Origin of the sequence: Micromonospora echinospora (assembly GCF_900091495.1) — a bacterium.
Taxonomy (GTDB): Bacteria; Actinomycetota; Actinomycetes; order Mycobacteriales; family Micromonosporaceae; genus Micromonospora; species Micromonospora echinospora.
Map to the genome: position 1 here is coordinate 5930774 of NZ_LT607413.1, position 23898 is coordinate 5954671.

24 protein-coding genes and 1 tRNA gene are annotated in these 23898 nt (G+C 72.9%); 17 read left to right on the top strand and 8 right to left on the bottom strand.

Annotated elements, in window-relative coordinates:
* The first annotated feature begins 114 nt into the window (after positions 1–114).
* From GA0070618_RS25485 to GA0070618_RS25500, 4 genes are all read left to right on the top strand, one after another.
* Positions 115–1200, top strand: coding sequence for an S-(hydroxymethyl)mycothiol dehydrogenase (locus GA0070618_RS25485; protein WP_088983888.1), 1086 nt, complete (start codon positions 115–117; stop codon positions 1198–1200).
* A complete protein-coding gene (locus tag GA0070618_RS25490; protein ID WP_088983889.1) occupies positions 1200–1829 on the top strand; it encodes an MBL fold metallo-hydrolase in 630 nt (209 codons plus the stop codon). Before GA0070618_RS25485 ends, GA0070618_RS25490 begins: the two co-directional genes overlap by 1 nt.
* Before the next feature lie 175 nt (positions 1830–2004).
* Complete coding sequence (locus GA0070618_RS25495) at positions 2005–3135, top strand: DUF3626 domain-containing protein (protein ID WP_088985829.1); 1131 nt, start codon at positions 2005–2007, stop codon at positions 3133–3135.
* A 189-nt stretch (positions 3136–3324) separates the two neighbouring features.
* Positions 3325–4038 (top strand): hypothetical protein, encoded by a 714-nt coding sequence (locus tag GA0070618_RS25500; RefSeq protein ID WP_088983890.1) that lies wholly within the window; start codon positions 3325–3327, stop codon positions 4036–4038.
* 58 nt (positions 4039–4096) lie between these two features.
* Here GA0070618_RS25500 and GA0070618_RS25505 read toward each other — a convergent pair whose 3' ends face one another.
* Positions 4097–5725 carry an alkaline phosphatase D family protein gene (locus tag GA0070618_RS25505; protein WP_088983891.1) on the bottom strand — a complete coding sequence of 543 codons (1629 nt, stop codon included), beginning with the start codon at positions 5723–5725 and terminating at the stop codon, positions 4097–4099.
* Positions 5726–6186: 461 nt separating this feature from the next.
* Here GA0070618_RS25505 and GA0070618_RS25510 point away from each other — a divergent pair, with 461 nt between their 5' ends.
* Entirely contained in the window at positions 6187–6780 is a 594-nt protein-coding gene (locus GA0070618_RS25510; RefSeq protein ID WP_088982380.1) for a hypothetical protein, read from the top strand.
* 69 nt (positions 6781–6849) lie between these two features.
* Here the strand turns inward: GA0070618_RS25510 and GA0070618_RS25515 are convergent, their stop codons facing one another.
* The gene (locus GA0070618_RS25515) at positions 6850–8313 is read right to left on the bottom strand and encodes an MFS transporter (RefSeq protein WP_414467534.1); all 1464 of its coding nucleotides are present in this window, start codon (positions 8311–8313) and stop codon (positions 6850–6852) included.
* A 48-nt stretch (positions 8314–8361) separates the two neighbouring features.
* Positions 8362–8598, bottom strand: coding sequence for a hypothetical protein (locus GA0070618_RS25520; RefSeq protein ID WP_088985831.1), 237 nt, complete (start codon positions 8596–8598; stop codon positions 8362–8364).
* A gap of 137 nt (positions 8599–8735) precedes the next feature.
* On the opposite strand from GA0070618_RS25520, the gene GA0070618_RS25525 reads away from it, so the two are divergent.
* The 3 genes from GA0070618_RS25525 (at position 8736) to GA0070618_RS25535 (ending at position 11552) form a co-directional block, all read left to right on the top strand.
* Positions 8736–9878, top strand: coding sequence for a geranylgeranyl reductase family protein (locus GA0070618_RS25525; RefSeq protein ID WP_088983892.1), 1143 nt, complete (start codon positions 8736–8738; stop codon positions 9876–9878).
* 232 nt (positions 9879–10110) lie between these two features.
* Positions 10111–10560: an AAA family ATPase gene (locus GA0070618_RS25530; protein ID WP_157749013.1), complete on the top strand. Its 450-nt coding sequence runs from the start codon at positions 10111–10113 to the stop codon at positions 10558–10560.
* Positions 10561–10655: 95 nt separating this feature from the next.
* On the top strand, positions 10656–11552 hold the full coding sequence (locus GA0070618_RS25535; protein WP_088983894.1) for a glucose 1-dehydrogenase: 897 nt from the start codon (positions 10656–10658) through the stop codon (positions 11550–11552).
* 28 nt (positions 11553–11580) lie between these two features.
* Here GA0070618_RS25535 and GA0070618_RS25540 read toward each other — a convergent pair whose 3' ends face one another.
* Positions 11581–12240 carry a nucleotidyl transferase AbiEii/AbiGii toxin family protein gene (locus tag GA0070618_RS25540; RefSeq protein ID WP_231931454.1) on the bottom strand — a complete coding sequence of 220 codons (660 nt, stop codon included), beginning with the start codon at positions 12238–12240 and terminating at the stop codon, positions 11581–11583.
* Entirely contained in the window at positions 12237–12578 is a 342-nt protein-coding gene (locus tag GA0070618_RS25545) for a hypothetical protein (RefSeq protein ID WP_088985832.1), read from the bottom strand. Before GA0070618_RS25545 ends, GA0070618_RS25540 begins: the two co-directional genes overlap by 4 nt.
* A 193-nt stretch (positions 12579–12771) precedes the next feature.
* On the opposite strand from GA0070618_RS25545, the gene fdh reads away from it, so the two are divergent.
* The 8 genes from fdh to GA0070618_RS25590 all read left to right on the top strand — a co-directional run bounded on the left by fdh (position 12772) and on the right by GA0070618_RS25590 (position 22010).
* Entirely contained in the window at positions 12772–16044 is a 3273-nt protein-coding gene (fdh, locus tag GA0070618_RS25555) for a formate dehydrogenase (protein ID WP_143740545.1), read from the top strand.
* Positions 16044–17087 carry a 4Fe-4S dicluster domain-containing protein gene (locus GA0070618_RS25560; RefSeq protein WP_088985833.1) on the top strand — a complete coding sequence of 348 codons (1044 nt, stop codon included), beginning with the start codon at positions 16044–16046 and terminating at the stop codon, positions 17085–17087. The genes fdh and GA0070618_RS25560 overlap by 1 nt, the downstream gene beginning before the upstream one ends.
* A gap of 176 nt (positions 17088–17263) precedes the next feature.
* The gene (gene nrfD / locus GA0070618_RS25565; RefSeq protein ID WP_231931943.1) at positions 17264–18247 is read left to right on the top strand and encodes an NrfD/PsrC family molybdoenzyme membrane anchor subunit; all 984 of its coding nucleotides are present in this window, start codon (positions 17264–17266) and stop codon (positions 18245–18247) included.
* A gap of 71 nt (positions 18248–18318) precedes the next feature.
* Positions 18319–18414 (top strand) — tRNA-Sec (locus GA0070618_RS25570).
* A gap of 24 nt (positions 18415–18438) precedes the next feature.
* A complete protein-coding gene (gene selA / locus GA0070618_RS25575) occupies positions 18439–19731 on the top strand; it encodes an L-seryl-tRNA(Sec) selenium transferase (RefSeq protein ID WP_088985835.1) in 1293 nt (430 codons plus the stop codon).
* Between the two features lies 1 nt (position 19732).
* Positions 19733–21490, top strand: a complete 1758-nt coding sequence (selB, locus tag GA0070618_RS25580; RefSeq protein ID WP_088983898.1) for a selenocysteine-specific translation elongation factor — start codon at positions 19733–19735, stop codon at positions 21488–21490.
* 60 nt (positions 21491–21550) lie between these two features.
* Entirely contained in the window at positions 21551–21748 is a 198-nt protein-coding gene (locus GA0070618_RS25585; RefSeq protein WP_088983899.1) for a hypothetical protein, read from the top strand.
* 76 nt (positions 21749–21824) lie between these two features.
* Positions 21825–22010, top strand: coding sequence for a hypothetical protein (locus GA0070618_RS25590; RefSeq protein ID WP_088983900.1), 186 nt, complete (start codon positions 21825–21827; stop codon positions 22008–22010).
* Positions 22011–22082: 72 nt separating this feature from the next.
* Here GA0070618_RS25590 and GA0070618_RS25595 read toward each other — a convergent pair whose 3' ends face one another.
* The gene (locus GA0070618_RS25595; protein ID WP_088985836.1) at positions 22083–22739 is read right to left on the bottom strand and encodes a hypothetical protein; all 657 of its coding nucleotides are present in this window, start codon (positions 22737–22739) and stop codon (positions 22083–22085) included.
* A gap of 226 nt (positions 22740–22965) precedes the next feature.
* Here GA0070618_RS25595 and GA0070618_RS25600 point away from each other — a divergent pair, with 226 nt between their 5' ends.
* Entirely contained in the window at positions 22966–23169 is a 204-nt protein-coding gene (locus GA0070618_RS25600; RefSeq protein ID WP_088985837.1) for a hypothetical protein, read from the top strand.
* Here the strand turns inward: GA0070618_RS25600 and GA0070618_RS25605 are convergent.
* A complete protein-coding gene (locus GA0070618_RS25605) occupies positions 23166–23633 on the bottom strand; it encodes a hypothetical protein (protein ID WP_088983901.1) in 468 nt (155 codons plus the stop codon). The genes GA0070618_RS25600 and GA0070618_RS25605 overlap by 4 nt on opposite strands.
* Positions 23630–23839 (bottom strand): phosphatidylethanolamine-binding protein, encoded by a 210-nt coding sequence (locus GA0070618_RS25610; RefSeq protein WP_088983902.1) that lies wholly within the window; start codon positions 23837–23839, stop codon positions 23630–23632. The genes GA0070618_RS25605 and GA0070618_RS25610 overlap by 4 nt, the downstream gene beginning before the upstream one ends.
* Positions 23840–23898: the final 59 nt, after the last annotated feature.

Consider the following 23898-nt stretch of genomic DNA (forward strand, 5'->3'; position numbering starts at 1 on the left):
CGGGGCCGTTCCCGGGTGTTCTGGGCCGGGGCGGGGACACCGGAGTAGGTTGCCAGGTGGACATGATCCACGAACCCGTGGCGCGGCGGCGCGACGGAGAACGAGGGGGAGAGCGTGAGCCAGGAAGTGCGGGGAGTGATCTCCCGACGCAAGGGCGCACCGGTCGAGGTCGCCACGATCGTCGTGCCGGATCCGGGGCCCGGGGAGGCCGTCGTCCGCGTCCAGTCCTGCGGGGTGTGCCACACCGACCTGCACTACCGGGAGGGTGGCATCAACGACGACTTCCCGTTCCTGCTTGGTCACGAGGCCGCCGGCATCGTCGAACAGGTGGGGGAGGGGGTCACCGGGGTCGCCCCCGGCGACTTCGTGGTGCTCAACTGGCGGGCGGTCTGCGGCGACTGCCGCGCCTGCCGCCGGGGCCGCCCGTGGTACTGCTTCAACACCCACAACGCGAGCCGCAAGATGACCCTCACCGACGGCACCGAACTCACCCCGGCGCTGGGCATCGGCGCGTTCGCCGAGAAGACCCTGGTCCACGCCGGACAGTGCACGAAGGTCGACCCGGCGGCCCGGCCGGCCGCCGTGGGCCTGCTCGGCTGCGGCGTGATGGCCGGGCTCGGCGCGGCGATGAACACCGGCGGGGTCGGCCGGGGTGACTCGGTCGCGGTGATCGGCTGCGGCGGCGTCGGCGACGCGGCGGTCGCCGGTGCGGTGCTGGCCGGCGCGACGACGATCGTCGCCGTCGACCGCGACCCCCGCAAGCTCGACTGGGCCCGGAAGTTCGGGGCCACGCACACCGTCGACGCCTCCGCCGAGGACCCGGTCGAGGCGATCCGGGCGGTCACCGGCGGCTTCGGTGCCGACGTGGTGATCGACGCGGTGGGCCGCCCGGAGACCTGGAAGCAGGCCTTCTACGCCCGCGACCTCGCCGGCACGGTCGTGCTGGTCGGGGTGCCCACTCCCGAGATGACCGTCGAGCTGCCGCTGCTGGACGTCTTCGGCCGGGGCGGGGCCCTCAAGTCGAGCTGGTACGGCGACTGCCTGCCCAGCCGGGACTTCCCGCTGCTGACCGAGCTCTACCTCCAGGGGCGGCTCGACCTCGACGCGTTCGTCACCGAGGAGATCGGCCTGGACCAGGTCGAGGCGGCCTTCGGCCGGATGCACGCCGGCGACGTGCTCCGCTCGGTGGTGGTCCTCTGATGGCGGCCCGGATCGACCACGCCGTCACCAGCGGCACGTTCTCCCTCGACGGCCAGACCTTCGACGTGGACAACAACGTCTGGGTGGTCGGCGACGACAGCGAGTGCGTCGTGCTCGACGCCCCGCACGACGTCGAGGCGATCCTGCGGACCGTCGCCGGGCGACGGGTCCGGGCGATCCTGGCCACCCACGCCCACGACGACCACGTCCGGGTGGCCCCGGAGCTGAGCCGGGCGACGGGCGCGCCGGTCCTGCTGCACCCCGCCGACCGGGTGCTCTGGGACATGGTCCATCCGGACGTGCCGCCCGGCGGTGAACTGCGCGACGGCGACACGGTCGAGGTCGCCGGCACCACCCTGCGCGTGCTGCACACCCCCGGCCACAGCCCGGGCGCGTGCAGTTTCCACGCTCCCGACCTCACGGCGGTCTTCACCGGCGACACCCTCTTCGCCGGTGGTCCCGGGGCGACCGGGCGGTCGTTCAGCGACTTCGGCACGATCATCGACTCGATCCGGGACCGGCTGCTGACCCTCCCGCCGGAGACGACCGTGCACACCGGCCACGGCGACAGCACCAGCATCGGCGCCGAGGCCCCCCACCTGCCCGAGTGGCTCGCCCGCGGCCACTGAACCCCTCCGGTTGAGGGTTTTTTGGTAGCAGGGGACCCTTGTTACGCAAAAAGCGGTAACAAGGGTCCCCTGCTACCACCCCAGCCCGCGCCGCACACCCCAGCGCGGCGGGGTGGGGAGGCGCGGGCGGAAAACCGGGGGCGGGGTGGCGGGTGCGTTGCAGATACTCGGCGGCGTGGATGTTTCCTCCTCCCGGACGGCCGGGGCGGCTGCGGCGTACGCGCCGCTGACCCGCGCGCAACGCGCGGCGCTGGACCACGTCCGCGCGGTCGCCCGGCGCGACCGACCCGCCGTCCTGACCTCGATCGCCCGCGTGCTGGCCGGCTGTGACGTGCCCGGGGAGCCGGCACAGGTGATCGAGGCGATCGCCGAGGGCGGTGGGCTGACGGTGAACTTCCACCCCGACCGGCTGTTGGCCGACGGCCGGAGCGTGGCCGAGGCGCTGACCGAGGAGGGCGTCTACCGCAGCCAGTTCGAGACCGGCATCTCCAACGGCGGGTTGACCGCGTACCCGGGCGGCGACCGGGACCGTTGGGAGGCGGCGCTCTTCGGCGGCGCGTACCAGGCCACCGGGGTACGCCTCGCCGAGCGACCGATCTACGGCGGTCTCGACCTGCTCGGGCACCCGGAGGGAGCCTGCCCCCGTTTCGGCTCGTGCCACCTGCGGCTGCGTCCCACGGTGCTCGCCCGGACCACGTTCTGCTTCGGCGACAGCCATCTGGGTCCGACGGTGGTCGGCACGACCGACGCCTTCGAGCCGGTGCTCGCCGCGCTGCTGCACGACACCGACGAGCGGGGCGGCTGCCTCGGGATGGCCGGCATGGACAGCGTCACCCTGCTGCGGACCCTGCTCGCTCGTCGCCATCGGGTCGGCTGGACGCCGGGGGAGCCGGCCCGGTCCCTCGACGACTACGTCGAGGCCCAGGTCCACGGCGGTGTCGACCTGGGCCGCGATGTCGAGGCGCTGGTGGCCGACCCGTCCTTCCAGGGCACCGCGTGCGGGGCGACGCTGGCGGGTCTCGCCCGCCGGTACGGGTTCCCGCTGTACTGGCACCGAGGGTTCGCCCTGCCCGTCGACCGGGTCGACCCGGAGTTCCGGGGACCGGCGATCCCGCCGTTGGCCGCCCGGGTGCTCGACCGGTTCGGCCGGCCGGGCGCACCCGTCGACGCGGCGTTGATCGGCCGGGCCGCCGCGTCGGTGGTCACCGAACCCGGGCAGTGGGCCGACCGGGGACCGGCAGCGGTGACCCTCCAGCACCTCAAGCAACTCTGGCACGTCGTCGTGCGGTTCGGTGAGGCGTACTGAGTGGTGTGGTAACCCCGCACCTGATGTCCGGTTCGACGGCGTGACGCGGCCCGCAGCCGACCACCCAGGCGACAATTCCGGAATGACGGACACCGCAAGCTGGTTGTCCCCCGTACCCCTGGATCCAAACCCCGTCGGGTACGGCAGGACCCCCGTCCGGCACGTCCACCGATCGAAAGGGCAACCATCGTGAAGTCGCACTTCACTCGATGGCTCCCCGCCATCGCGAAGACCTCGAACCGCAGGACAGCCCTCACCCTCGCCGGTGTGGTCGCACTGGGTGGCCTGGCTCTCGCCCCGGCCGCGTACCCCGGCCCGCTGACCGGCGGCCCGCACCCGGACGCGGTGGCCGCCATCGACCTGGCCACCGGCAAGAACCGTGCCCCGGAGAGCACGGACGCCGTCACCCCGACGGAGACCGTCCGCGCCGACGCGGCGGAACCGGACGAGCCGTCCCAGAAGCCCGACGTCGACCGCCTCGTCCCGCACGGCGTGCAGGGCGCGCAGTCGCGCATCACGCTCGACGACGCGCAGCTCGCCAACGCCAGAGCCATCGTCGAGACCGCCAAGGAGACCGGCGTCGGCGAACGGGGCGCCGTGATCGGCGTCGCCACCGCATTGCAGGAGTCGAAGCTCTACAACCTCGGCCACCTCGGTGCGGTCAACGACCACGACTCGCAGGGACTGTTCCAGCAGCGTCCGTCGACCGGCTGGGGATCGCCCGAGCAGATCACCGACCCCGAGTACGCCTCGACCGCGTTCTTCGAGGCGCTCAAGGACGTCCGTGGTTGGCAGGAGGCCCCGCTGACCGTGGCCGCGCAGACCGTGCAGGTCTCGGCCTACCCGTTCGCGTACGCGCAGTGGGAGGAGCAGGCCGCGGAGGTCGTCCAGCGGGTCTGGTGACCTGACACCCCCCGGTCCGGCCGGGCCCCTCACCCGAGGGGCCCGGCCGGACGTGTCCTCAGGGCAGTGGGCCGTACTCCTGACGCAGCCGGGCCGACCCGGTCGCCACCGACCAGCCCGCCACCCAGGCGCTGCCGCTGGTGGGGTCGGTCCGCTCGGACAGGTGGTACCAGTCCATCCGGCAGTGCTGCGGGGTCACCTCCACGACGCCGTAGCCGTGGCCGTCCAACTCCGTCCACCGCACGTGCGGATTGGTCGAGCGGATCAGGGTCGCCCCGAGCGCGCTGAGCGCGTTGTTCGCCGGCAGGCCCAGGAAGTCGTTGACGTTGTCGCTGGTGACCGAGGGGACGACGAACTCGGCGGCGGCCGGCCCGGACAGCGCGGTCGACCGGGTGGTCACCTCGTTCGCCCAGGAGAAGTGGATGTCGCCGGTCAGGAACACCACGTCCCGCGTGCCGGTGGCCCGCAGGTGGTCGACCAGCTCGTTGCGGTCGGCGTTGTAGCCGTCCCACTGGTCCGGGTTGAGCGCCGCGCCGTTCTCGGGGATGCCGAGCAGCTCGCGCAGCGGGCCGAGCAACCAGGCCGGCAGCGCGCCCAGGTTGAGCCGGGCCATCATCACCGGGTTGCCGACCAGCTTCCAACGGGCCGTCGAACCGGCCAGGCCCGCCTTCAACCAGGCCATCTGCGCGTCCCCGGTGATCGTGCGCGCCGGGTCGTCCACCGCCGTGCCGGAGGCCTGCCGCGACCGGTACGACCGCAGGTCCAGCATGGACAGCTCGGCGAGCTGCCCGAACCGCAGCCGCCGGTGGATGGCCCCGTCCGCGCCGGCCCGCACCGGCATCCACTCGAAGTACGCCTGCCGCGCGGCGGCCAGCCGTGTCGTGTAGTCCCCCTCCGTGCCCGGGGTGTGGTTCTCCGCCCCACCGGACCACTGGTCGTTGGCGACCTCGTGGTCGTCCCAGGTGATCACCCAGGGCACCGCGGCGTGCAGGGCCTGGAGGTCCGGGTCGGTCTTGTAGAGGGCGTGCCGGATCCGGTAGTCGGCGAGGGTGAGCGTCTCGTGTGCCGGCTGCACCGGGCGGACCACCGTGCCGCCCGCGTCGAACTGGCCCGTACCGTACTCGTACAGGTAGTCCCCGAGGTGGACCACCAGGTTCAGGTCGTCCCGGGCGGCCAGGTGCCGGTATGCGGAGAACCAGCCGGCCTCCCAGTTCGCGCAGGAGACGACGCCCAGCCGCAGCCGGTCCACGGCCGCGTCCGGCGGGGGCGCGGTCGTCGTGCGACCGACCGTCGACCAGGTGCCGCCGTATCCGAACCGGTACCAGTAGGTGGTGGCCGGGGCCAGACCGGTCACCTCCACCTTGACCGTGTGGTCCCGCACCGGCCCGGTGGATGTCACGCCCTCGGCCGTCGTGTCCTGGAAGTCCGGGTCGGCGGCGACCTGCCAGGACACCTGCACGTCCGGTCCCTTCCCGGAGCCCGGTAGGGCCTCGTCGGTGGGGGTTAGCCGGGTCCAGAGCAGGATGCCGTCGGGGAGCGGGTCACCGGAGGCGACCCCGTGCCGGAAGGCGCCACCGGCCGCGTGGGCGGGAGCCGTCGTGGCCAGCACCGCGCCGGCGAGGACGGCGGTACCGGTGGTGGCACCGGCGACGCGCAGCAGCGTACGGCGGTCGAGGGTGTTCGTCATGGTCTATGTCCTACTGGCCACCCCCTCGACTCCGCTGCCCCTGGCGTCAACGTTCGTCTATTTTTTGGCGTGGGTTCCCGTTTGCGTCGTCTGGCGGGAACGACATCCCCCGGGGGCGCCGCCCCTCGGGAGCGCCTGCCCGGTCTGTGCCCGTTTGTGGCGGGTGTCGGGGTCGCTTTGGTCGGGTTGGCGGTCGGGGAATGGTGGGGGTGGGCCGGTGGTTGTACCGGGTCGACGGCCGAGGAAGGCGCCCTGCTGGTGGGTGGGGTGCGCGGGCCTGGTCGGTGGAATGCCGGCGGGTGGCGGGTCGTTGTACATGGTTCGCCGGCGTGGACGGGCAGCGTGAGGGCCTTCCGCCGGTGCGAGTGATCCCCTTCTGACTTTTGTTCGGGTGCCTGACGGTGCTCGTGTGCCCGGTGTCCCCTACGCCGGGGTGTCGATCCCCCGATTGGAGTTCCCCCATGAACACGATGCTGCGTAAGACTGTTCTCGGTGTGGCTGGTCTGGCGTTCGCCGGTGGTGTGGTCGGTGGTCCGGTCGGCACCGTGCTGGACGGCCCCGCCCAGGCTGCCCCGGCCACCCCTGTGGCCGTGGTGCAGGCGGAGAAGCCGGATGCCGGGAAGCTGATGCCGAATGGTGTGCCGGGCGGGCAGTCGCGGATTCCGCTGGACGCCGAGCAGACGGCGAACGTGAAGGCGATCGTCGCGGCGACGAAGAAGGCCGGGATGGACGAGCGGGCTGCCGTGGTCGCGATCGCGACGAGTCTGCAGGAGTCGAAGCTGGAGAACCTGGGTCATCTGGGTGACCGCAACGACCACGACTCGCAGGGCCTGTTCCAGCAGCGTCCGTCGTCGGGTTGGGGCACGGTCGAGCAGATCACCGACCCGGAGTACTCGACGACGGCGTTCCTGAAGGGCCTGAAGCAGGTCGAGGGTTGGAAGGACATGCCGCTGACCCGGGCCGCGCAGACGGTGCAGGTGTCGGCGTACCCCGACCACTACGCGCAGTGGGAGAAGCAGGCCGCCGACCTGGTCGCCGAGCACTGGAACAGCTGACCCTGATCACACGTCGTGGGCCGGCACCCCGAACCCGGGGTGCCGGCCCACACGCGTCCCCACCCGAGGTCAGCGTCCGGTCCGCCGGTGTCGGTGCACGTCGAGCAGCGCGGCGACAAGGGCCAGCGAGATGACGCCGACGGCGAGCAGAAGCGAGTCCCGGAACGCCACCGACCAGTCTCCGTCGGTGTCGCTCAGGGCGGAGAAGAACGCCGCGCCGACGGCGGCGATGCCGGCCGCTGAGCCGATCCGCTGCCCGGTCTGGAGCATGCCGGCGGCGCTGCCGGCTTCCCGTACCGGCACCTCGGCGAGGGTGAGGGTCTGGTTCGGTGTGATCACCAGTCCGCTGCCGATCCCCGCGACCAGCAACGGCAGCGCCGTCGCCAGGGGAGCCGGGACGTCCGGCAGGAACCGCAGGGCGAGCACGACCGCACCCAGCCCGACGACGACGGTGAGCAGGCCGACCGTGACCAGCGGGCGTCCGTACCGGTTGACGACCCGGCCGCCGAACGCGGACGCGGCGGCCGACCCCAACGCGAACGGCGTGATCGCCAGACCGGCCAGCAGCGCGGAGTAGCCGAGCCCGTTCTGTAGGAAGAGCGTGAAGACGAAGAACAGCGCCGTGAAGCCGCCGAAGTAGACCAGCGCGATCACCGACCCGAGGGCGTACGAGCGCAGCCGGAACAACTCCAGGTCGAACAGGGGTTCACCGCGTCGGGCGTACCAGCGTTCCCAGAACCCGAACGCACCCAGCGTGGCGAGCCCGGCGACCACCAGCAGCCACCGGCTCAGGCCCTGCCACTGTTCCCGCTGCACCAGCGGCAGCAGCACCAGCACCACCCCGACGCCGAGCAGCAGAACGCCCACCGGGTCGAGCTGCCGTGCTCCGGTGCCCTCCCGCCGGACGGGTGCCGGCAGCAGCCGCCAACCCAGCACCACGGCGGCGATCCCCACCGGCACGTTGACGAAGAACACCCACCGCCAGCCGTGCTCCTCACCGCCGACGGCGATGAGTAGCCCACCCAGCAACGGGCCGATCGCGGTGGAGATTCCGATCGTCGCGCCGAGCAGGCCGAACGGCCGGCCCCGCTCGGGACCGTGGAACAACTCCTGGATCAGCCCGGTGACCTGCGGGTTGACCAGGCCGGCGGCGGCTCCCTGCAACAACCGGGCAGCGATCAGCCAGGTCGGCGAGGGGGCGAGCCCGGCCAGCGCGCTGGTCAGTGTGAACAGCGCGATGCCGACGACGAAGGCGTTGCGTCGGCCCCGGGCGTCCCCGAGCCGGCCCGCCGGCACCAGGACCAGCCCGAACGTCAGCGCGTACCCGGAGAGGACCCACTGGAGGTCGCTGGGGCTCGCGCCGAGCGTCCGGTCGATCGACGGGACGGCGACGTTGACGATGCTGACGTCGAGCAGGGTCATGAACGCCGCGACCAGCCCGACCGCGAGCGCCTGCCACCGGCGGCGTTCCTCGCCGCGTGGAGGGGACGGCGACCGGTTCACACCGGGCCCCGACGAGGGATGATCACGCACCCCCGACCGCTACCCGGCTCCGGTCGGCGCAAACAGCCCTCGCCTTCGTCACGCCATCTGCCGCGCGCACCAGCGGGGCCCGAAGTCGAGCCCGGCCATCGGCGAGTCCTCCCGGTGCAGCAGGTTCTTCTCCGACAGCATCCGCAGCGGTGCGACGATCTCCTCCTCGGTCAGTCCGGACTCCTCGGCGATGACCGCCGGATACGGCACCTGTCCCCGCGCCTCCAGCGCGTAGACCGCCTGGTAGACCCGTTCCTCCAGCTCCGAGAGCGGGACCTGCTGCATGACGTCCTCCTTCGACCGCCGCCCCGCACGGGGCGGGTGTGCCCAGCGCCGGTTACCCGCCTCACCGGCGACGATGCCCACCCGTCCGGGCGGTTCCTGCGCCGGCTCCGGGCCGGCCGTGCCCTAGGCTGCCTGGCGTGACCGTCTGGGACTGTGCTGTCATCGGAGCCGGCCCGGCCGGGCTTTCCGCCGCGTACGCCGCCGCTCGCGCCGGCCTGCGGACCCTGGTCGTCGAGCGGGCTGCCCATCCCCGCTACAAGACCTGCGGTGGCGGACTGATCGGCACCTCGCTCGCCACGGTCACCGACCGGATCGACGTGCCCGCCGACGACCGGGTCGACCGGGTCACCTTCACCCGCGACGGCCGGCGGGAGTTCACCCGACGGCACACCGCGCCGCTGGTCACGATGGTCCGCCGGGAGGAGTTCGACCTGCGGCTGCGCCGGGCCGCGACCGACGCCGGCGCCGAGGTACGGGAACGCGCGCCGGTGCGCGCCGTGAAGCAGGACCCGGACGCGGTCCGCCTGCGGCTGGCCGACGGCGACACGGTCACCGCCCGGTACGCGGTCGGCGCGGACGGCTCCTCCGGCGTCACCGCCCGCCACGTGGGTGTCCGGCACCGGCAGGTCGACCTGGGGTTGGAACGGGAACTGCCGGTGTCGCCCGTGGAGCAGGAGCGCTGGCGGGGTCGGGTCCTGCTCGACTGGGGGCCGATCCCCGGGTCGTACGCCTGGGTGTTCCCGAAGGGCGACCGCCTGACCGTCGGTGTCATCGCGGCCCGGGGCGAGGGGGAGCGGACCCGCGCCTACCTGCGGTCGTTCGTCGAGCGGCTCGGCCTGAGCGGGGTGGAACCGGCACACGACTCGGGCCACCTGACCCGCTGCCGCGCCGACGACGCGCCGCTGCGGCGGGGCCGGGTGCTGGTCGCCGGGGACGCCGCCGGCCTGCTGGAGCCCTGGAGCCGCGAGGGCATCAGCTACGCGCTGCGCTCCGGCGCGCTGGCCGGCGCGGCGGTGGCCGCCGGAGACCTCGACGGGTACGTGCGCGCGGTGCACGCCGACCTGGTGCCGTCGATGCGCGCCGGCCACCGGCTGCTGGACGTCTTCGCCCGCCGTCCGGAGGTGTTCCACGCGCTGCTGGCCACCCCGCCCGGCTGGGGGATGTTCGTCCGCTTCTGTCAGGGGCGGGCCAGCTTCGACGAGACCCTGTCCCGGGCGCCGGTGCGGGCCGCGCTGGCCCTGCTGGACCGCCTTCCGGCTACCCCGGCTCGGGCGGGCTGACCGGCGTCCCGGCCGCTGTCGCACCTCGACTGGCCGGCCTCGCATCGGCGGCAGAGGGCAACGGCAGAGGCAGGGTGGCGGTGGTGAAAGACGTCACTCGACGGTCTCGTGAACCACGAGGCCCTCCCGGACGTGAGTCAGGTGGGAGTTCGTGGTTGCGGTACGGAGTTCCACGTCGCTCCCTGGCTTACCGATGACCGGAAGCCGTTCGCCGGATACCCGACAAGGAGGAATGATGCCCGCCCTTGTTATCACCCGTGGCCTGCCCGGCTCCGGTAAGACCACCTACGCCAAGCGGTGGGTGGCCGAGGATCCCGAGCGCCGCTTCCGCGTGAACCGCGATGACCTGCGGGCCATGGCCCACGGCCACAGGGTCGGTGTGCGGTGGCAGGAGGATGCGGTGACCACCGCGCAGAAAGCGCAGGTGCTCGCGCTGCTGCGCGCGGGCCTGAGTGTGATCGCTGACGACACGAACTTGCCGGACGCGTCGGTGGAGGAGTGGCGGCGGCTCGCCGAGCAGGCCGAGGCGCACCTGGTGGCGGTCGACCTGCGGGACGTGCCGGTGGAAACCTGCATCGCCCGAGATACGGCCCGTGGTGCCGCCGGTGGCCGGCTGGTGGGTGGGGACGTCATCCGCCGGATAGCCGATGAGGGCCGGTGCAGGGTGCTCGACGCCGGGTAGCTGGGACAGGGCGCCGGGACACGCCCGCTGTTTCCGGACGCTGCCGCCGGGTAGGGGCAGAACAGGACCCGCCCGGTGAGCGCGAGGAGACGGCAGTGAGCGAGAACCAGTACACCCAGCAGGACCCGACCCAGCAGTACGCGCAGGGCCAGCCCGAACAGCAGCAGTCCCCGCCGGGCACGACGGGCGAGATGCGACCGAAGCCCGACCACGGCGAGGAGTCGTACCGGGGGAGTGGCCGGCTGGAGGGCAAGCGAGCGCTGATCACCGGCGGTGACTCGGGTATCGGCCGTGCGGTCGCCATCGCCTTCGCCCGGGAGGGCGCCGACGTGCTCATCTCCTACCTCGGCGAGGAGGAGGACGCGGACGCCCGTGACACGGTCCGGCTGGTCGAGAAGGCCGGCCGGCGCGGCGTCGCCGTGCGGGGTGACATCACCGACGAGGCGGCCTGCCAGTCGCTGGTCGACCGGGCGCTGTCCGACCTCGGTGGCCTCGACATCCTGGTGAACAACGCCGCCTACCAGATGGCCCAGGACAAGGGCATCCTCGGGATCAGCAGCGAGCAGTTCGACCGGGTGCTCAAGACGAACCTGTACGCGATGTTCTGGCTCTGCAAGGCCGCCGTGCCGCACCTGCCGGAGGGCGGGGCGATCATCAACACGTCGTCGATCCAGGCGTACCAGCCGTCGCCGCAGCTGCTGGACTACGCGACGACCAAGGCGGGGATCGCGAACTTCACCAAGGCGCTCGCCGAGGACCTCGCCGACCAGGGCATCCGGGTGAACGCGGTGGCGCCCGGCCCGATCTGGACCCCGTTGATCCCGGCCACCATGCCGGAGAAGAAGGTCGAGTCGTTCGGCGAGGACACCCCGATGGGCCGGGCCGGACAGCCGGCGGAGCTGGCCCCGGCGTTCGTCTTCTTCGCCTCGCAGGAGTCGAGCTTCATCACCGGCGAGGTGCTCGGCGTCACCGGCGGCAAGCCCATCAGCTGACGGTGCGTAGCCGGGTGGCCGGGCGGGTTCAGCGCGGCCACCCGGCGAGGCGTTCCCGCAGCCGGCGGACCTGGTCGGCGTCCAGCCCGTACCGGGCGAACCGTCGCTCGGGCAGCCGGTCCAGGTAGCGGCCGGCGGCGGCCACGTCCTCCGGGTCCAACGCCGGGTCGAGCTGCCGGGCCAGCTCCAGCAGTTCCGCCACCGGGTAGTGGTCCAGCGCGGCGGCGACGTCGATGTAGTCCCGTACCTCCCGGCGGTTGACCAACGCCGCCGTCTTGCTCGCCACCAGGTCACGGACGTCCATCACCGGTCCCAGGTCCATGACCACGGGGCTGCGGTACCGGTCGAGGCGGGCCAGGGTCAGCCGGAGCTGCCGCCCGTCCCGGGTGACCACGAAGTCCTTCAGGTCCTGGTCGAATCCGGCGAACAGGTCGGCCAGCTCGCTGTCCGGGTCGGCGTCGGCCACTGCGAAGCCGGCCCGCTCCAGCGCGGTGCGGACCTCCGCCGCCGCAGCAGCCGCCGCACCTTCGACGTCGGCGAACAGGTCGACGTCCTCGGTGGGTCGGGTGACCAGCCCGTGTGCCGCCCAGGCGACCCCGCCGCCGAGCACGAACCGGTGCGGACCGGCCGCGGCGAGGGCCACCCGGGCGACCTCTCGGTAGAACTCGTTGAGGTGGGTGGTGCTCACGCGGTACGCAGACAGCGGTGCCGGCTCTCCCACGCCTGCCGGACGCCCCGGGGGAGGTTGAGCCGGCGCCAGACCAGCCGCAGCGTCCGGCCGTTGATGAGCTGCCGCAGGTCCTCGCAGCGGGTGGTCTCGCGCAGGACGTTCTCGTACATCCAGAGCAGGTCGTCCGGGTCGCCGAGGTCGAAGGTGCGCTCGGTGTTCCACATCAACCGGAGCGGCAGCTCGACCAGGCCGTGACTCGGGCCGGTCAGCTCGGTGAGGGTGCGCGCGACCACGGCCGGACGCCCCGGGCGGGCCAGGAACGCCACGCCGGCCGAGGTGGGGGAAAGGCCCTGCATGGAGTCAGGGTAACCCCCGTCCCCGGCGTCACGTGCCATCCGGCGGCCGACCGACCTTGTTACCTATCTTCCTAGGATGCCTTAGCGGTGGTGCGGTCGCCCACAGGAAGCAAAACGACTCGCACCCGGTCGCACCCGCCGCCGGGTTGCCCTAGGGTCAGCAGAGAGACACGGCGAGGGGAGGTGGCGGTCGGTGGGACTGCGGACCTTCCTCGCGGGCTGGCCGGTGTACCGGCAGCTCACCGGCACCGACCCGCTCGGTCGGGGCGCTGCCGCGCAGTCCGCCCGTTCGCGGGCGCTCACGCCGCGCACCGAGACGGCCGACCGGGTGGCCCGGTCGGTGTGTCCGTACTGCGCGGTGGGGTGCGGTCAGCGGGTGTTCGTCACGGACGAGCAGGTGACCCAGATCGAGGGGGACCCGGACAGCCCGATCTCGCGGGGGCGGCTGTGCCCGAAGGGGTCGGCCAGCAAGTCCCTGGTGACCAGTCCGCTGCGGCAGACCAAGGTCCGGTACCGGCGTCCGTACGCCACCGAGTGGGAGGACCTGGAGCTCGACACCGCGTTGGACATGATCGCCGACCGGATCCTCGCCGCGCGCGAGGAGACCTGGGAGGACGCCGACGCCGAGGGCCGTCCGTTGAACCGGACGCTGGGCATCTCCAGCCTGGGTGGGGCGACGCTGGACAACGAGGAGAACTACCTCATCAAGAAGTTGTTCACCGCGATGGGGGCGCTCCAGATCGAGAACCAGGCGCGTATTTGACACTCCGCCACGGTCCCCGGTCTGGGGGCCAGCTTCGGTCGCGGTGGTGCGACGGACTTCCAGCAGGACGTCGCCAACGCTGACGTCATCGTCATCCAGGGCTCGAACATGGCCGAGGCCCACCCGGTGGGGTTCCAGTGGGTGATGGAGGCGAAGCGGCGCGGCGCCAAGGTGTTCCACGTCGATCCCCGGTTCACCCGGACGAGTGCGCTCGTGGACACGTACCTGCCGATCCGGGTGGGGACGGACATCGCGCTGCTCGGTGGGGTGGTCCGGTACATCCTGGAGAACGAGCTGGACTTCCGGGAGTACGTGTTGGCGTACACCAACGCGGCGACGATCGTGAGCGAGGACTTCGTCGACGCGGAGGACGGTGACGGGTTCTTCTCCGGGTTCGACGCGGAGACCGGCGCGTACGTCCAGGACAGTTGGCAGTACGCCGGGCACGAGGACGACTCGGGTGCCGGGCACACCGCGCGGGAGCGGGACAGCGCGGCGGGGTTGGAGCACGAGTCGCACGGCGCGCCGGTGGACGGTCAGGTCCAGCGGGACGAGACGTTGCGGCATCCGCGCTGCGTGTACCAGATCCTGAAGCGGCACTTCGCGCGGTACACCCCGGAGATGGTGGAGCGGGTGTGTGGGATTCCGCAGGAGAAGTTCCTGGAGTTGGCGCGGGCGTGGACGGAGAACTCGGGTCGGGAGCGGACCGGGTGTCTGATCTATTCAGTGGGGTGGACGCAGCACAGCGTGGGGGTGCAGTACATCCGGACCGGGGCGATCATCCAGTTGTTGCTGGGTAACGTGGGTCGTCCGGGTGGTGGGGTGCTGGCGTTGCGGGGGCACGCGAGCATTCAGGGGTCGACGGACATTCCGACGTTGTTCAATTTGCTGCCGGGTTATCTGCCGATGCCGCGGCATGACGCGCATGTGACGTTCGACGACTGGGTGGGGAGCATCGCGCATCCGGGGCAGAAGGGGTTCTGGGGTAACGCGCGGGCGTACGCGGCGAGTTTGTTGAAGGCGTACTGGGGGGACGCGGCGACGCCGGAGAACGACTTCTGTTACGGGTACCTTCCGCGTCTGACCGGTGACCATGGGACGTATCAGCAGGTGTTGAACATGATCGACGGGAAGGTGAAGGGGTACTTCCTGTTGGGTCAGAATCCGGCGGTGGGTTCGGCGCACGGTCGGGCGCAGCGGTTGGGGATGGCGAACCTGGACTGGTTGGTGGTTCGGGATCTTTTCCTGATCGAGAGTGCGACGTTCTGGCGGAATTCCCCGGAGGTGGAGACCGGGGAGATCGTGCCGGAGGAGTGCCGGACGGAGGTGTTCTTCCTGCCGGCGGCGTCGCATGTGGAGAAGGAGGGCACGTTCACCCAGACGCAGCGGTTGTTGCAGTGGCGGGAGAAGGCGGTGGATCCGCCGGGCGACTGTCGGTCGGAGTTGTGGTTCTTCTACCACCTGGGGCGGAAGCTGCGGGAGAAGCTGGCCGGGTCGGCGTTGCCCCGGGATCGGGCGCTGCTGGATCTGACCTGGGACTATCCGACGCAGGGGCCGGACGCGGAGCCGAGCGCGGAGGCGGTGCTGCGGGAGATCAACGGGTTCGAGGTGGGGTCGGGTCGGTTGTTGTCGTCGTTCACGGAGGCGGCTGACGACGGGTCGACGGCCATCGGGTGTTGGATCTACAGCGGGGTGTTCGCGGACGGGGTGAACCAGGCGGCGCGGCGTCGGTCGCGGCACGAGCAGGACTGGGTGGCGGCGGAGTGGGGTTGGGCGTGGCCGGCGAATCGGCGGACGTTGTACAACCGGGCTTCGGCGGATCCGGAGGGTCGGCCGTGGAGTGAGCGGAAGCGGTACGTGTGGTGGGACGCGGACGCGGGGGAGTGGACGGGGTACGACGTGCCGGACTTCGAGCGGACGAAGCCGCCGTCGTACCGGCCGCCGGAGGGGGCGAGTGGGCCGGCGGCGATCGCGGGTGACGACCCGTTCGTGATGCAGGGGGACGGTAAGGGCTGGTTGTACGCGCCGAGTGGGGTGGTGGACGGGCCGTTGCCGACGCATTTCGAGCCGGCGGAGTCGCCGGTGCGCAACGCGTTGTACGGGCAGCAGGCGAATCCGACGCGGAAGGTGTACGGGCACTGGGTGAATTCGGTGAATCCGTCGCCGCCGCAGGCGCATGCCGAGGTGTTTCCGTATGTGTTCACGGTGAGCCGGTTGACGGAGCATCACACGGCGGGTGGGATGAGCCGGACGGTGGGGCCGTTGGCGGAGTTGCAGCCGGAGATGTTCGTGGAGGTGTCGCCGGAGTTGGCGGCCGAGCGGGGGTTGGCGCATCTGGGGTGGGCGCATCTGGTCTCGGGTCGGGCGGTGATCGAGGCGCGGGTGTTGGTGACGGACCGGTTGACGCCGTTGCGGGTGGAGGGCCGGGTGGTGCATCAGGTGTGGTTGCCGTACCACTTCGGGTCGGAGGGTCTGGTGACGGGTGATTCGGCGAACGATCTGTTCGGGATCACGTTGGATCCGAATGTGTTGATCCAGGAGAGCAAGGTCGGGACGTGTGACGTGCGGGCGGGTCGGCGGCCGAGGGGCGCGGCGTTGCGGGACCTGTTGGCCGAGTATCGGCGGCGGGCGGGTTTGTCACCGGATGCGGGTGGTCGGCGGCGACCGCCCGATTCCTCGCCCGGTCTCGGACGGGGAGTGTGATCGTGGACGCCAACAGCCTTTTCGGGCCGCTGGACCCGGCGCCGGACGCGGGTTGGACGGACGCTCCGCCCCGGATGGGGTTCTTCACCGACACGAGCGTGTGTATCGGCTGCAAGGCGTGTGAGGTGGCCTGCAAGGAGTGGAACGGGGTGCCCGGGTCGGGCCTGGACCTGTTGGGTATGTCGTACGACAACACGGGGGCGTTGACCGCGAACTCGTGGCGGCATGTGGCGTTCGTGGAGCAGCCGCGTCGGGGCGGCCCGGGGCTGTCGGCGTTCGCGGGTACGCCGACCGGGGGGTCGGCGGAGGCGGAGAGCGCCCGGGTGGCGGCGGGGTCGTCGTCCGACGTGGGCACCGAGCCGGGGTTGCCGGTGGGTTCGCCGGAGGCGGCCGGTTGGATGGCGGAGGGGCCGCGGTTTTTGGGGATGCCGGGGTCGCAGCCGCCGGGGCGGAGCGGTGACGTGGGCGGGCGGTCGGACGTCCGCTGGCTGATGATGTCGGATGTGTGCAAGCACTGCACGCACGCCGCCTGTCTGGATGTGTGCCCGACCGGGTCGCTGTTTCGGACGGAGTTCGGGACGGTGGTGGTGCAGGAGGACATCTGCAACGGGTGTGGGTACTGCATCCCGGCGTGTCCGTACGGGGTGATCGACCAGCGTCGGGGCGACGGCCGGGCGTGGAAGTGCACGCTGTGTTATGACCGGATCGGGGCGGGGTCGACCCCGGCCTGCGCGCAGGCGTGCCCGACGGAGTCGATCCAGTACGGGCCGTTGGCGGAGTTGCGGGAGCGGGCGGCCGAGCGGGTGGCGGTGCTGCATGAGCGGGGGGTGCGGGAGGCCCGGCTGTACGGGCACGATCCGGGTGACGGGGTGGGCGGTGACGGTGCGTTCTTCCTGTTGCTGGATGAGCCGGAGGTGTACGGGTTGCCGCCGGATCCGGTGGTGACGACGCGGGATCTGCCCCGGATGTGGCGACGGGCGGGGGTGGCGGCGTTGGCGATGGCGGCGGCGGTGGTGGCGGCGTTCGCCGGTGGCCGGTCGTGAGCGGGCAGGATCAGCCGGTCGGGGCGTTGTTCCGGCGGTTCCGGGAGCGGTTGGCGGCGGCGCGGACCGCCGACGGGAGGCGGCTGGCGGGTGCCGGGGATGCCGCTGGGGAGCGGTTGGCGACCACGCGGGGCGCTGGAGGCGTGCGGGCAGGTGCCGGGGGAGGGGCCGACCGGGTGCCGGGGGCGGGGCGTCGGGGGCGGCGGGGTGGTGAGGAGCTGGCGGTGCCGCCGGTGGAGTTCACCTCGTACTACGGTCGGCCGATCGTGAAGGCGCCGGTGTGGCGGTGGGACATTCCGGCGTATCTGTTCACCGGGGGGTTGGCGGCGGGGTCGTCGTTGCTGGCGGTGGGGGGTCAGGTGACGGGTCGGCCGGCGTTGCGGCGGGCGGGTCGGCTGGCCGCGTTGGGTGCGGTGGGGGCGAGCACGGTGTTCCTGGTGCACGATCTGGGTCGGCCGGCGCGGTTCCATCACATGTTGCGGGTGGCGAAGGTGACGTCGCCGATGTCGGTGGGGACGTGGATTCTGGCGGTGTTCGGGCCGGCGGCGGGGGTGGCGGCGGTGGCGGAGGCCGCGCCGTGGTTGCCGTCGCGGGGGGTGCCGGGGTTGGCGCGTCGGGTGTTGCCGCCGGTGGGGCGGGGTGCCGGGTGGGTGGCGGCGGTGACGGCGCCGGCGTTGGCGACGTACACGGGGGTGTTGTTGGCGGACACGGCGGTGCCGTCGTGGCATGAGGCGTATCCGGAGTTGCCGGTGGTGTTCGCGGGCAGCGCGTTGGCCAGTGGCGCGGGGGTGGGGTTGTTGGCGGCGCCGGTGCGGCAGGCGGGGCCGGCGCGTCGGTTGGCGGTGGCGGGCGCGGCGGTGGAGTTGGCTGCGGTGCACCGGTTGGAGACGCGGCTGGGGCTGCTGGGTGAGCCGTACCGGGTGGGTCGGGCGGGTCGGCTGCTGCGGGCGAGCCGAGTGTTGACGGCGGCCGGGGCGGTGGGCGCGCTGGTGGGTCGGCGTAGTCGGGTGCTGTCGGCGGTTTCCGGGGTGGCGTTGCTGGCGGGGTCGGTGGCGACCCGGTTCGGGATCTTCCATGGTGGGGTGGCGTCGGCCCGGGATCCGAGGTACACGGTGGTGCCGCAGCGGGAGCGTCTGGATCGGCGGGCGGCCGGCGGGTAGGGCCCGTGCCTTTTGCGTGACGGGTGGCTCCGGCCGCGTGGGTGTTCGGGTGTTGTGGTTTAGTGCCGGGTGGAGGCGTTCAGGTGGCTGGTGCCCCTCCCGGTCTTCAAAACCGGTGTGGCCCGGGATCCGGGTCAGGCGGGTTCGATTCCCGTCCGTCTCCGCCAGCTTTCACGGGGCGGGTGGTGGGTGTGGGGGCGGTTGATCCGCGGCGTCGGGTGCCGCGTACGGATGTGGTGCTGGCGGATCCCCGGGTGGCCGCGGCGGTCGAGGTGTGGGGCCGGGAGCGGGTCAAGGCGGCGGTGGTCGGGGCGCAGCGGCGGGCGCGGGCCGGGGAGATCGACCCGGCGGAGGTGCCGGCGGCGGCGGTGGCCGCGTTGCCGGCGGGGCTGCCGCGGCGGGTGGTGAACGCGACCGGCGTGGTGCTGCACACGAACCTGGGGCGGGCGGCGCTGGGCGCCCCGGCGGTCGGGGCGGTGGTGGCCGCGGCGGGGCACACGGACGTGGAGTTGGATCTGCGGTCGGGCCGGCGGGCGCGGCGGGGCCGGGATGCGCTGGAGGCGTTGGCGGCGGCGGTGCCGGCGGCCGGCGGGGTGTACGTGGTGAACAACGGTGCGGCGGCGCTGGTGTTGGCGGCGACGGCGTTGGCGGCGGGCCGGGAGATCGTGGTCAGCCGGGGTGAGCTGGTGGAGATCGGCGACGGGTTCCGGTTGCCGGATCTGCTGGTGAGTACGGGGGCGCGGCTGCGGGAGGTGGGCACCACCAATCGGACGTCGGTGGCGGACTACGCGGCGGCGGTGGGTCCGGAGACGGGTTTCGTGTTGAAGGTGCATCCGTCGAACTTCGTGGTGTCGGGGTTCACCGCGTCGGTGTCGGTGGCGGAGTTGGTGCCGTTGGGGGTGCCGGTGGTGGTGGACATCGGGTCGGGGTTGTTGGCGCCGGATCCGGTGTTGCCGGCGGAGCCGGATGCGGCGGGCGCGTTGCGGGCGGGGGCGGCGCTGGTCACGGCCAGCGGGGACAAGCTTCTGGGTGGTCCGCAGGCGGGGTTGCTGTTGGGCTCGGCGGAGGTGGTGGAGCGGCTGCGCCGGCATCCGTTGGCGCGGGCGTTGCGGGTGGACAAGTTGACGTTGGCGGCGTTGGCGGCGACGCTGCGGGATCCGGAGACGCCGACCTGGCAGGCGCTGCGGGCGGATGCGGCGGGGTTGCGGGCGCGGGCGGTCCGGTTGCGGGATCGGCTGGTGGCCGTCGGGTGTCCCGCCGAGGTGACGGAGTGCGTGTCGGTGGTCGGTGGTGGTGGCGCGCCGGGGGTGGAGTTGCCGTCGTGGGGGGTGGCGTTGCCGGAGCGGTTCGCGGAGCCTTTGCGGATGGGTGATCCGCCGGTGCTGGGGCGGGTGGTGCGGGGCCGGTTGCTGTTGGATCTGCGGTGTGTGCCGGAGTCGGCGGACGAGACGGTGTGGGCTGCGGTGGCGCGGGTGGCCGGCTGACATGTGGGTGGTGGCGACCGCCGGGCACGTGGATCACGGTAAGTCGACGTTGGTGCGGGCGTTGACGGGAATGGAACCGGACCGGTGGGCCGAGGAGCGGCGCCGGGGCATGACGATCGACCTGGGGTTCGCGTGGACGTCGTTGCCGTCGGGGGCGACGGTGGCGTTCGTGGACGTGCCGGGGCATGAGCGGTTCGTGCCGAACATGCTGGCCGGGGTGGGGCCGGTGCCGGCGGCGCTGCTGGTGGTGGCGGCGGATGAGGGGTGGATGCCGCAGTCAGCGGAGCATCTGGCCGTGTTGGATGCGCTGGGGGTGTCGTTCGGGTTGGTGGCGGTGACCCGGGCGGATCTGGCGGATCCGGGGCCGGTGGTGGCGCGGGTGCGGGCGGAGGTGGCCGGCACGTCGTTGGGTGCGGTGGAGGTGGTGCCGGTCAGCGCGGTGACGGGGGTGGGGTTGCCGGCGTTGCGGGCGGCGTTGGATCGGTTGGGGGCGCGGTTGCCGGTGCCGGTGGTCGACGGGCCGGTGCGGTTGTGGGTGGATCGGTGTTTCACGGTGCGGGGTGCCGGCACGGTGGTGACGGGCACGCTGCGGGCGGGGCGGCTGCGGGTGGGTGACGAGGTGGTGGTGGCCGCCGATGGCACCCGGGTGCGGGTGCGGGGCCTGCACAGCCTGGGGACGGCCCGGGACGAGGTGGCGGCGGTGGCGCGGGTGGCGGTGAACCTGCGGGGGGTGGCGCGGGAGCGGGTGGCGCGGGGCGACGCCCTGGTGACGCCGGAGGCGTTCGGCCGTACCGAGCTGGTGGACGTGCGGGTCTCGGGTGCGCTGGTGGCGGACCTGCCGGGGGCGGTGATGCTGCATGTCGGGTCGGCGGCGGTGCCGGTGCGGGTGCGGCCGTTGGGGCCGGATACGGCCCGGTTGCGGTTGGCGCGGTCGTTGCCGTTGGTGGTGGGGGACCGGGCGGTGTTGCGGGATCCGGGTCGGCGGCTGGTGGCCGGTGGGGTGACGGTGTTGGATGTGGCGCCGCCGCCGTTGTCGCGTCGGGGTGCGGCGGCGGCGCGGGCGGGGGCGCTGGCGGGTGTGGACGGTCGGGCCGACCCGGTGGGGGAGGTGCGGCGTCGGCGGTTGGTGCGGGCGTCGGATCTGGCGCGGATGGGGGTGCCGGTGACGGTCGCGCCGGTGGTGGGTGACTGGCTGGTCGACCCGGAGCACTGGGCCGGGTTGGGTGCGCGGCTGGTGGCGGAGGTGTCCCGGTACGCGGTGGAGCATCCGTTGGAGTCGGGGGTGCCGGTGGAGGTGCTGCGCCGGCGGTTGGGGTTGCCGGAGCGGTCGTTGGTGGAGGCGCTGGTGCGGGCGCCGCTGCGGGTGCGTGCGGGCCGGGTGGTGGCGGGGCCGGTGTCGGTGTTGCCGGAGCCGGTGGCGCGGGCGGTGGACCGGCTGGCGGTGGAGCTGCGGTCGCGGCCGTTCCGGGCGCCGGAGGCGGACCGGCTGGTGGAGTTGGGGTTGGGGGCGCGGGAGGTCGGGGCGGCGGTGCGGGCGGGGGTGCTGCTGCGGTTGGCGGGCACTGTGGTCTTGCTGCCGGGGGCGGTGGAGGAGGCGGTGCGGGTGTTGGCGGGGTTGCCGCAGCCGTTCACGTTGAGCGCGGCCCGGCAGGCGTTGGACACGACCCGTCGGGTGGCGGTGCCGTTGCTGGAGTTGCTGGACAGTCGGGGGTTGACGCGCCGGTTGCCGGGGGACGTGCGGACGGTGGTGTCGCGCTGACCGGGGTGGGTTGGTGGATTCCGGGGGTGGGGTGGTCGGGCCGGTGGTTACGGTGGGCGCATGGACCCTTCGGCGGTCTGGCGGGACCGGTTGCACCGGTGGCGGATCGAGGCGTATCAGGCTCCTGATCTGCGGTTCGCGATCGTCGCGACGAACGGGCCGACGGAGTCCGCGCCGGTGTGGCTGTTCGGGATGCCGGCGTTGGCGCGTTGGTTGATGACCCATTCGATCGAGTTGGGTGATCTGGAGCGGGACTGACCGGTGGGGGCACCCGGACGGGTGACCCGCTCCGGTATTTCCTTTTCGCACTTTTCGTGTGGTTACTGTCGGTGGGGTGAAGGACCGAGGACTGCGGACGTTCGTGACCGTGCTGGCCGGTCTGGTGGTGCTCTACTTCGGCAGCGCGGGACGGGATCCGGGCGAGGACGGCCGGGTGTCCAACGGGGTGATCGCGTTGGCGTTGGTGGCGGCGCTGCTGGTGTGGAACCTGACCAAGCCGGGTGGCTCCGCGGCCAAGTAGGCCGGGGGGCGTCCCGAGCCGTGCCCGGGGGCGACGGTCGCGGCCCCTTCCCGCCGCCGAATCCGACGGCTGTCACCGGCGACCGGTGGCGGCCCGGGTCACCTCGGCGGGAGACTCCTCACCCAGGGCCACCCGCACCAGCGCGGAGGTGAGCCGGCCGACGTCGCCCGGGCCGACCAGCGCCGCCAGGTCCTTCGCGGACCCGGGCAGGCCCAGCCGGTTCGCGCCCGCCAGGGCCCGCCGGTCGGCGAAGGGCCGCACGTCCGTCCACACCGTCTGCACCTCGCGTAGGAAGATGTCCGCGCCGGCAGGGCCGATCCCCGGGAACGCGGTGAGCAGCCGCCGTAACGCCGCCGGTTCCCCGTCGGCGGCGGCGTGCAGCCGCCGCAGGTCCCCCCGCCAGCGGTCCAGGCACAGCCGCGCCCCGGTGCCGAGCATCGTCGCGGTCCGCTCGTCGTAGCGGCGGTAGTGGCCGCGTCCCAACGCGTCGACCCGTTCCTGCCAGGTGGCGGCCTCCATCCGCTGCGGGGTCCGCCATCCGGCGGCGAACAGTTCCCGGGCGGCGGCGACCGCCACCTGCGCGCGGATCCGGGTGCTGAGCAGGGTGGCCAGCACCAGCAGCTGGTAGAGGGCGGCGGGCCGGTCGGCCAGCCGGATCCCGGCCTGTTCGGCGTAGGTGCGGGGTTGGCGGCGCAGCAGGGCCCGCGCCACCGCGTGTTCGTCGCTCACCTGCGGGATGTACCCGGGGTACGGCGGATCAGCCCCGCCCGGGTGGGGCTGATCCGCCGGATCGGGCACGGGTCCTCGCCGACGGCGTGGCTCTGGCCTGCCGGTCCGTGCCTGAACCGCCGGCCGCCGGTGGGGACGGGTCGGGAGGCCGCATGGGCCCGCCGGGCCCGGGTAACCGGTGGCGGCGGCGTTTCGCCGTGCACCACCGGACCGGAAGGAGACCTTCGTGTCGAACCCACAGCAGCCGGAGTTGCGGCGCAACGCCCGGAACGACGCGGTGCAGGACGCCAAGGGACCCGGTGTGAGCGGGCATCCGCTTGGCGGTTCCCGCACCGGCGACCGGGGCCGGCCGGTGCCGCGCGGGCAGACGTCACCGTACGGGCCGGCCGGTGAGCAGGTCGCCGACGACGACAGCGACGCCCGGGGCTAACACCGGCAGGGCGGCCGCAGCCGGTACCAGGTGGCGGCGGCCGCCACGCCGTACGCCAGGTGCGGCACGATGTCGGCCACCCAGTCGGCGCGGCTCCACCGGCGCGGGTCGGTCACCCGCAGGGCGGTCATCGTCGCGTCGGACATCGCCATCACGGTCGCGCCGAGCAGTCCGACGGCCACCGGCGGGGTCAGTGGACGGCGATGGGCCGCCACGGCGTACAGGGCGCCGACGCCGACGCCCAGGCCGTAGCCGAGCAGCGGCCCGAGGCCGGCGCGCCGGTTGGCGGCCGGTTCCCCGCCGCCCAGGTCGACGTGCGCGGCCCCGGCCAGCCGACCGGCGGTCTCGTCCGGGGTGCTGCTGGCCGGGCGGCCCCGCAGCACCATGTCCAGGTAGCTGACCATGTTGAGGGCGACGCTGCCGACCGCTCCGGCGATCATCCCGTCGGCCGCCACCCGCCTCATCGTGGATCACCCGGTTCCCGTTCGGCTTTGGGGCCGAACGTCCGCTCGCCGCGCACCACGCCCCGCTGTCCCCGATCCTCCTGGAGGATCCGGTTGGCGGTGTCGTTGGCCTCGTCGTCGGCGGCCCGCCCGGAGTCCTCGACGAGCTTGCGGAGTCGGGCCCGTTCCTTGTCGTACGCGTTGCTGCCCGGTCGTGGTCCCGGCATGCCCCCGCCTCCCTGTGCGTCGTCCTGGCCGTTGGCGTACGCCGTGTACCCGCCGCGGC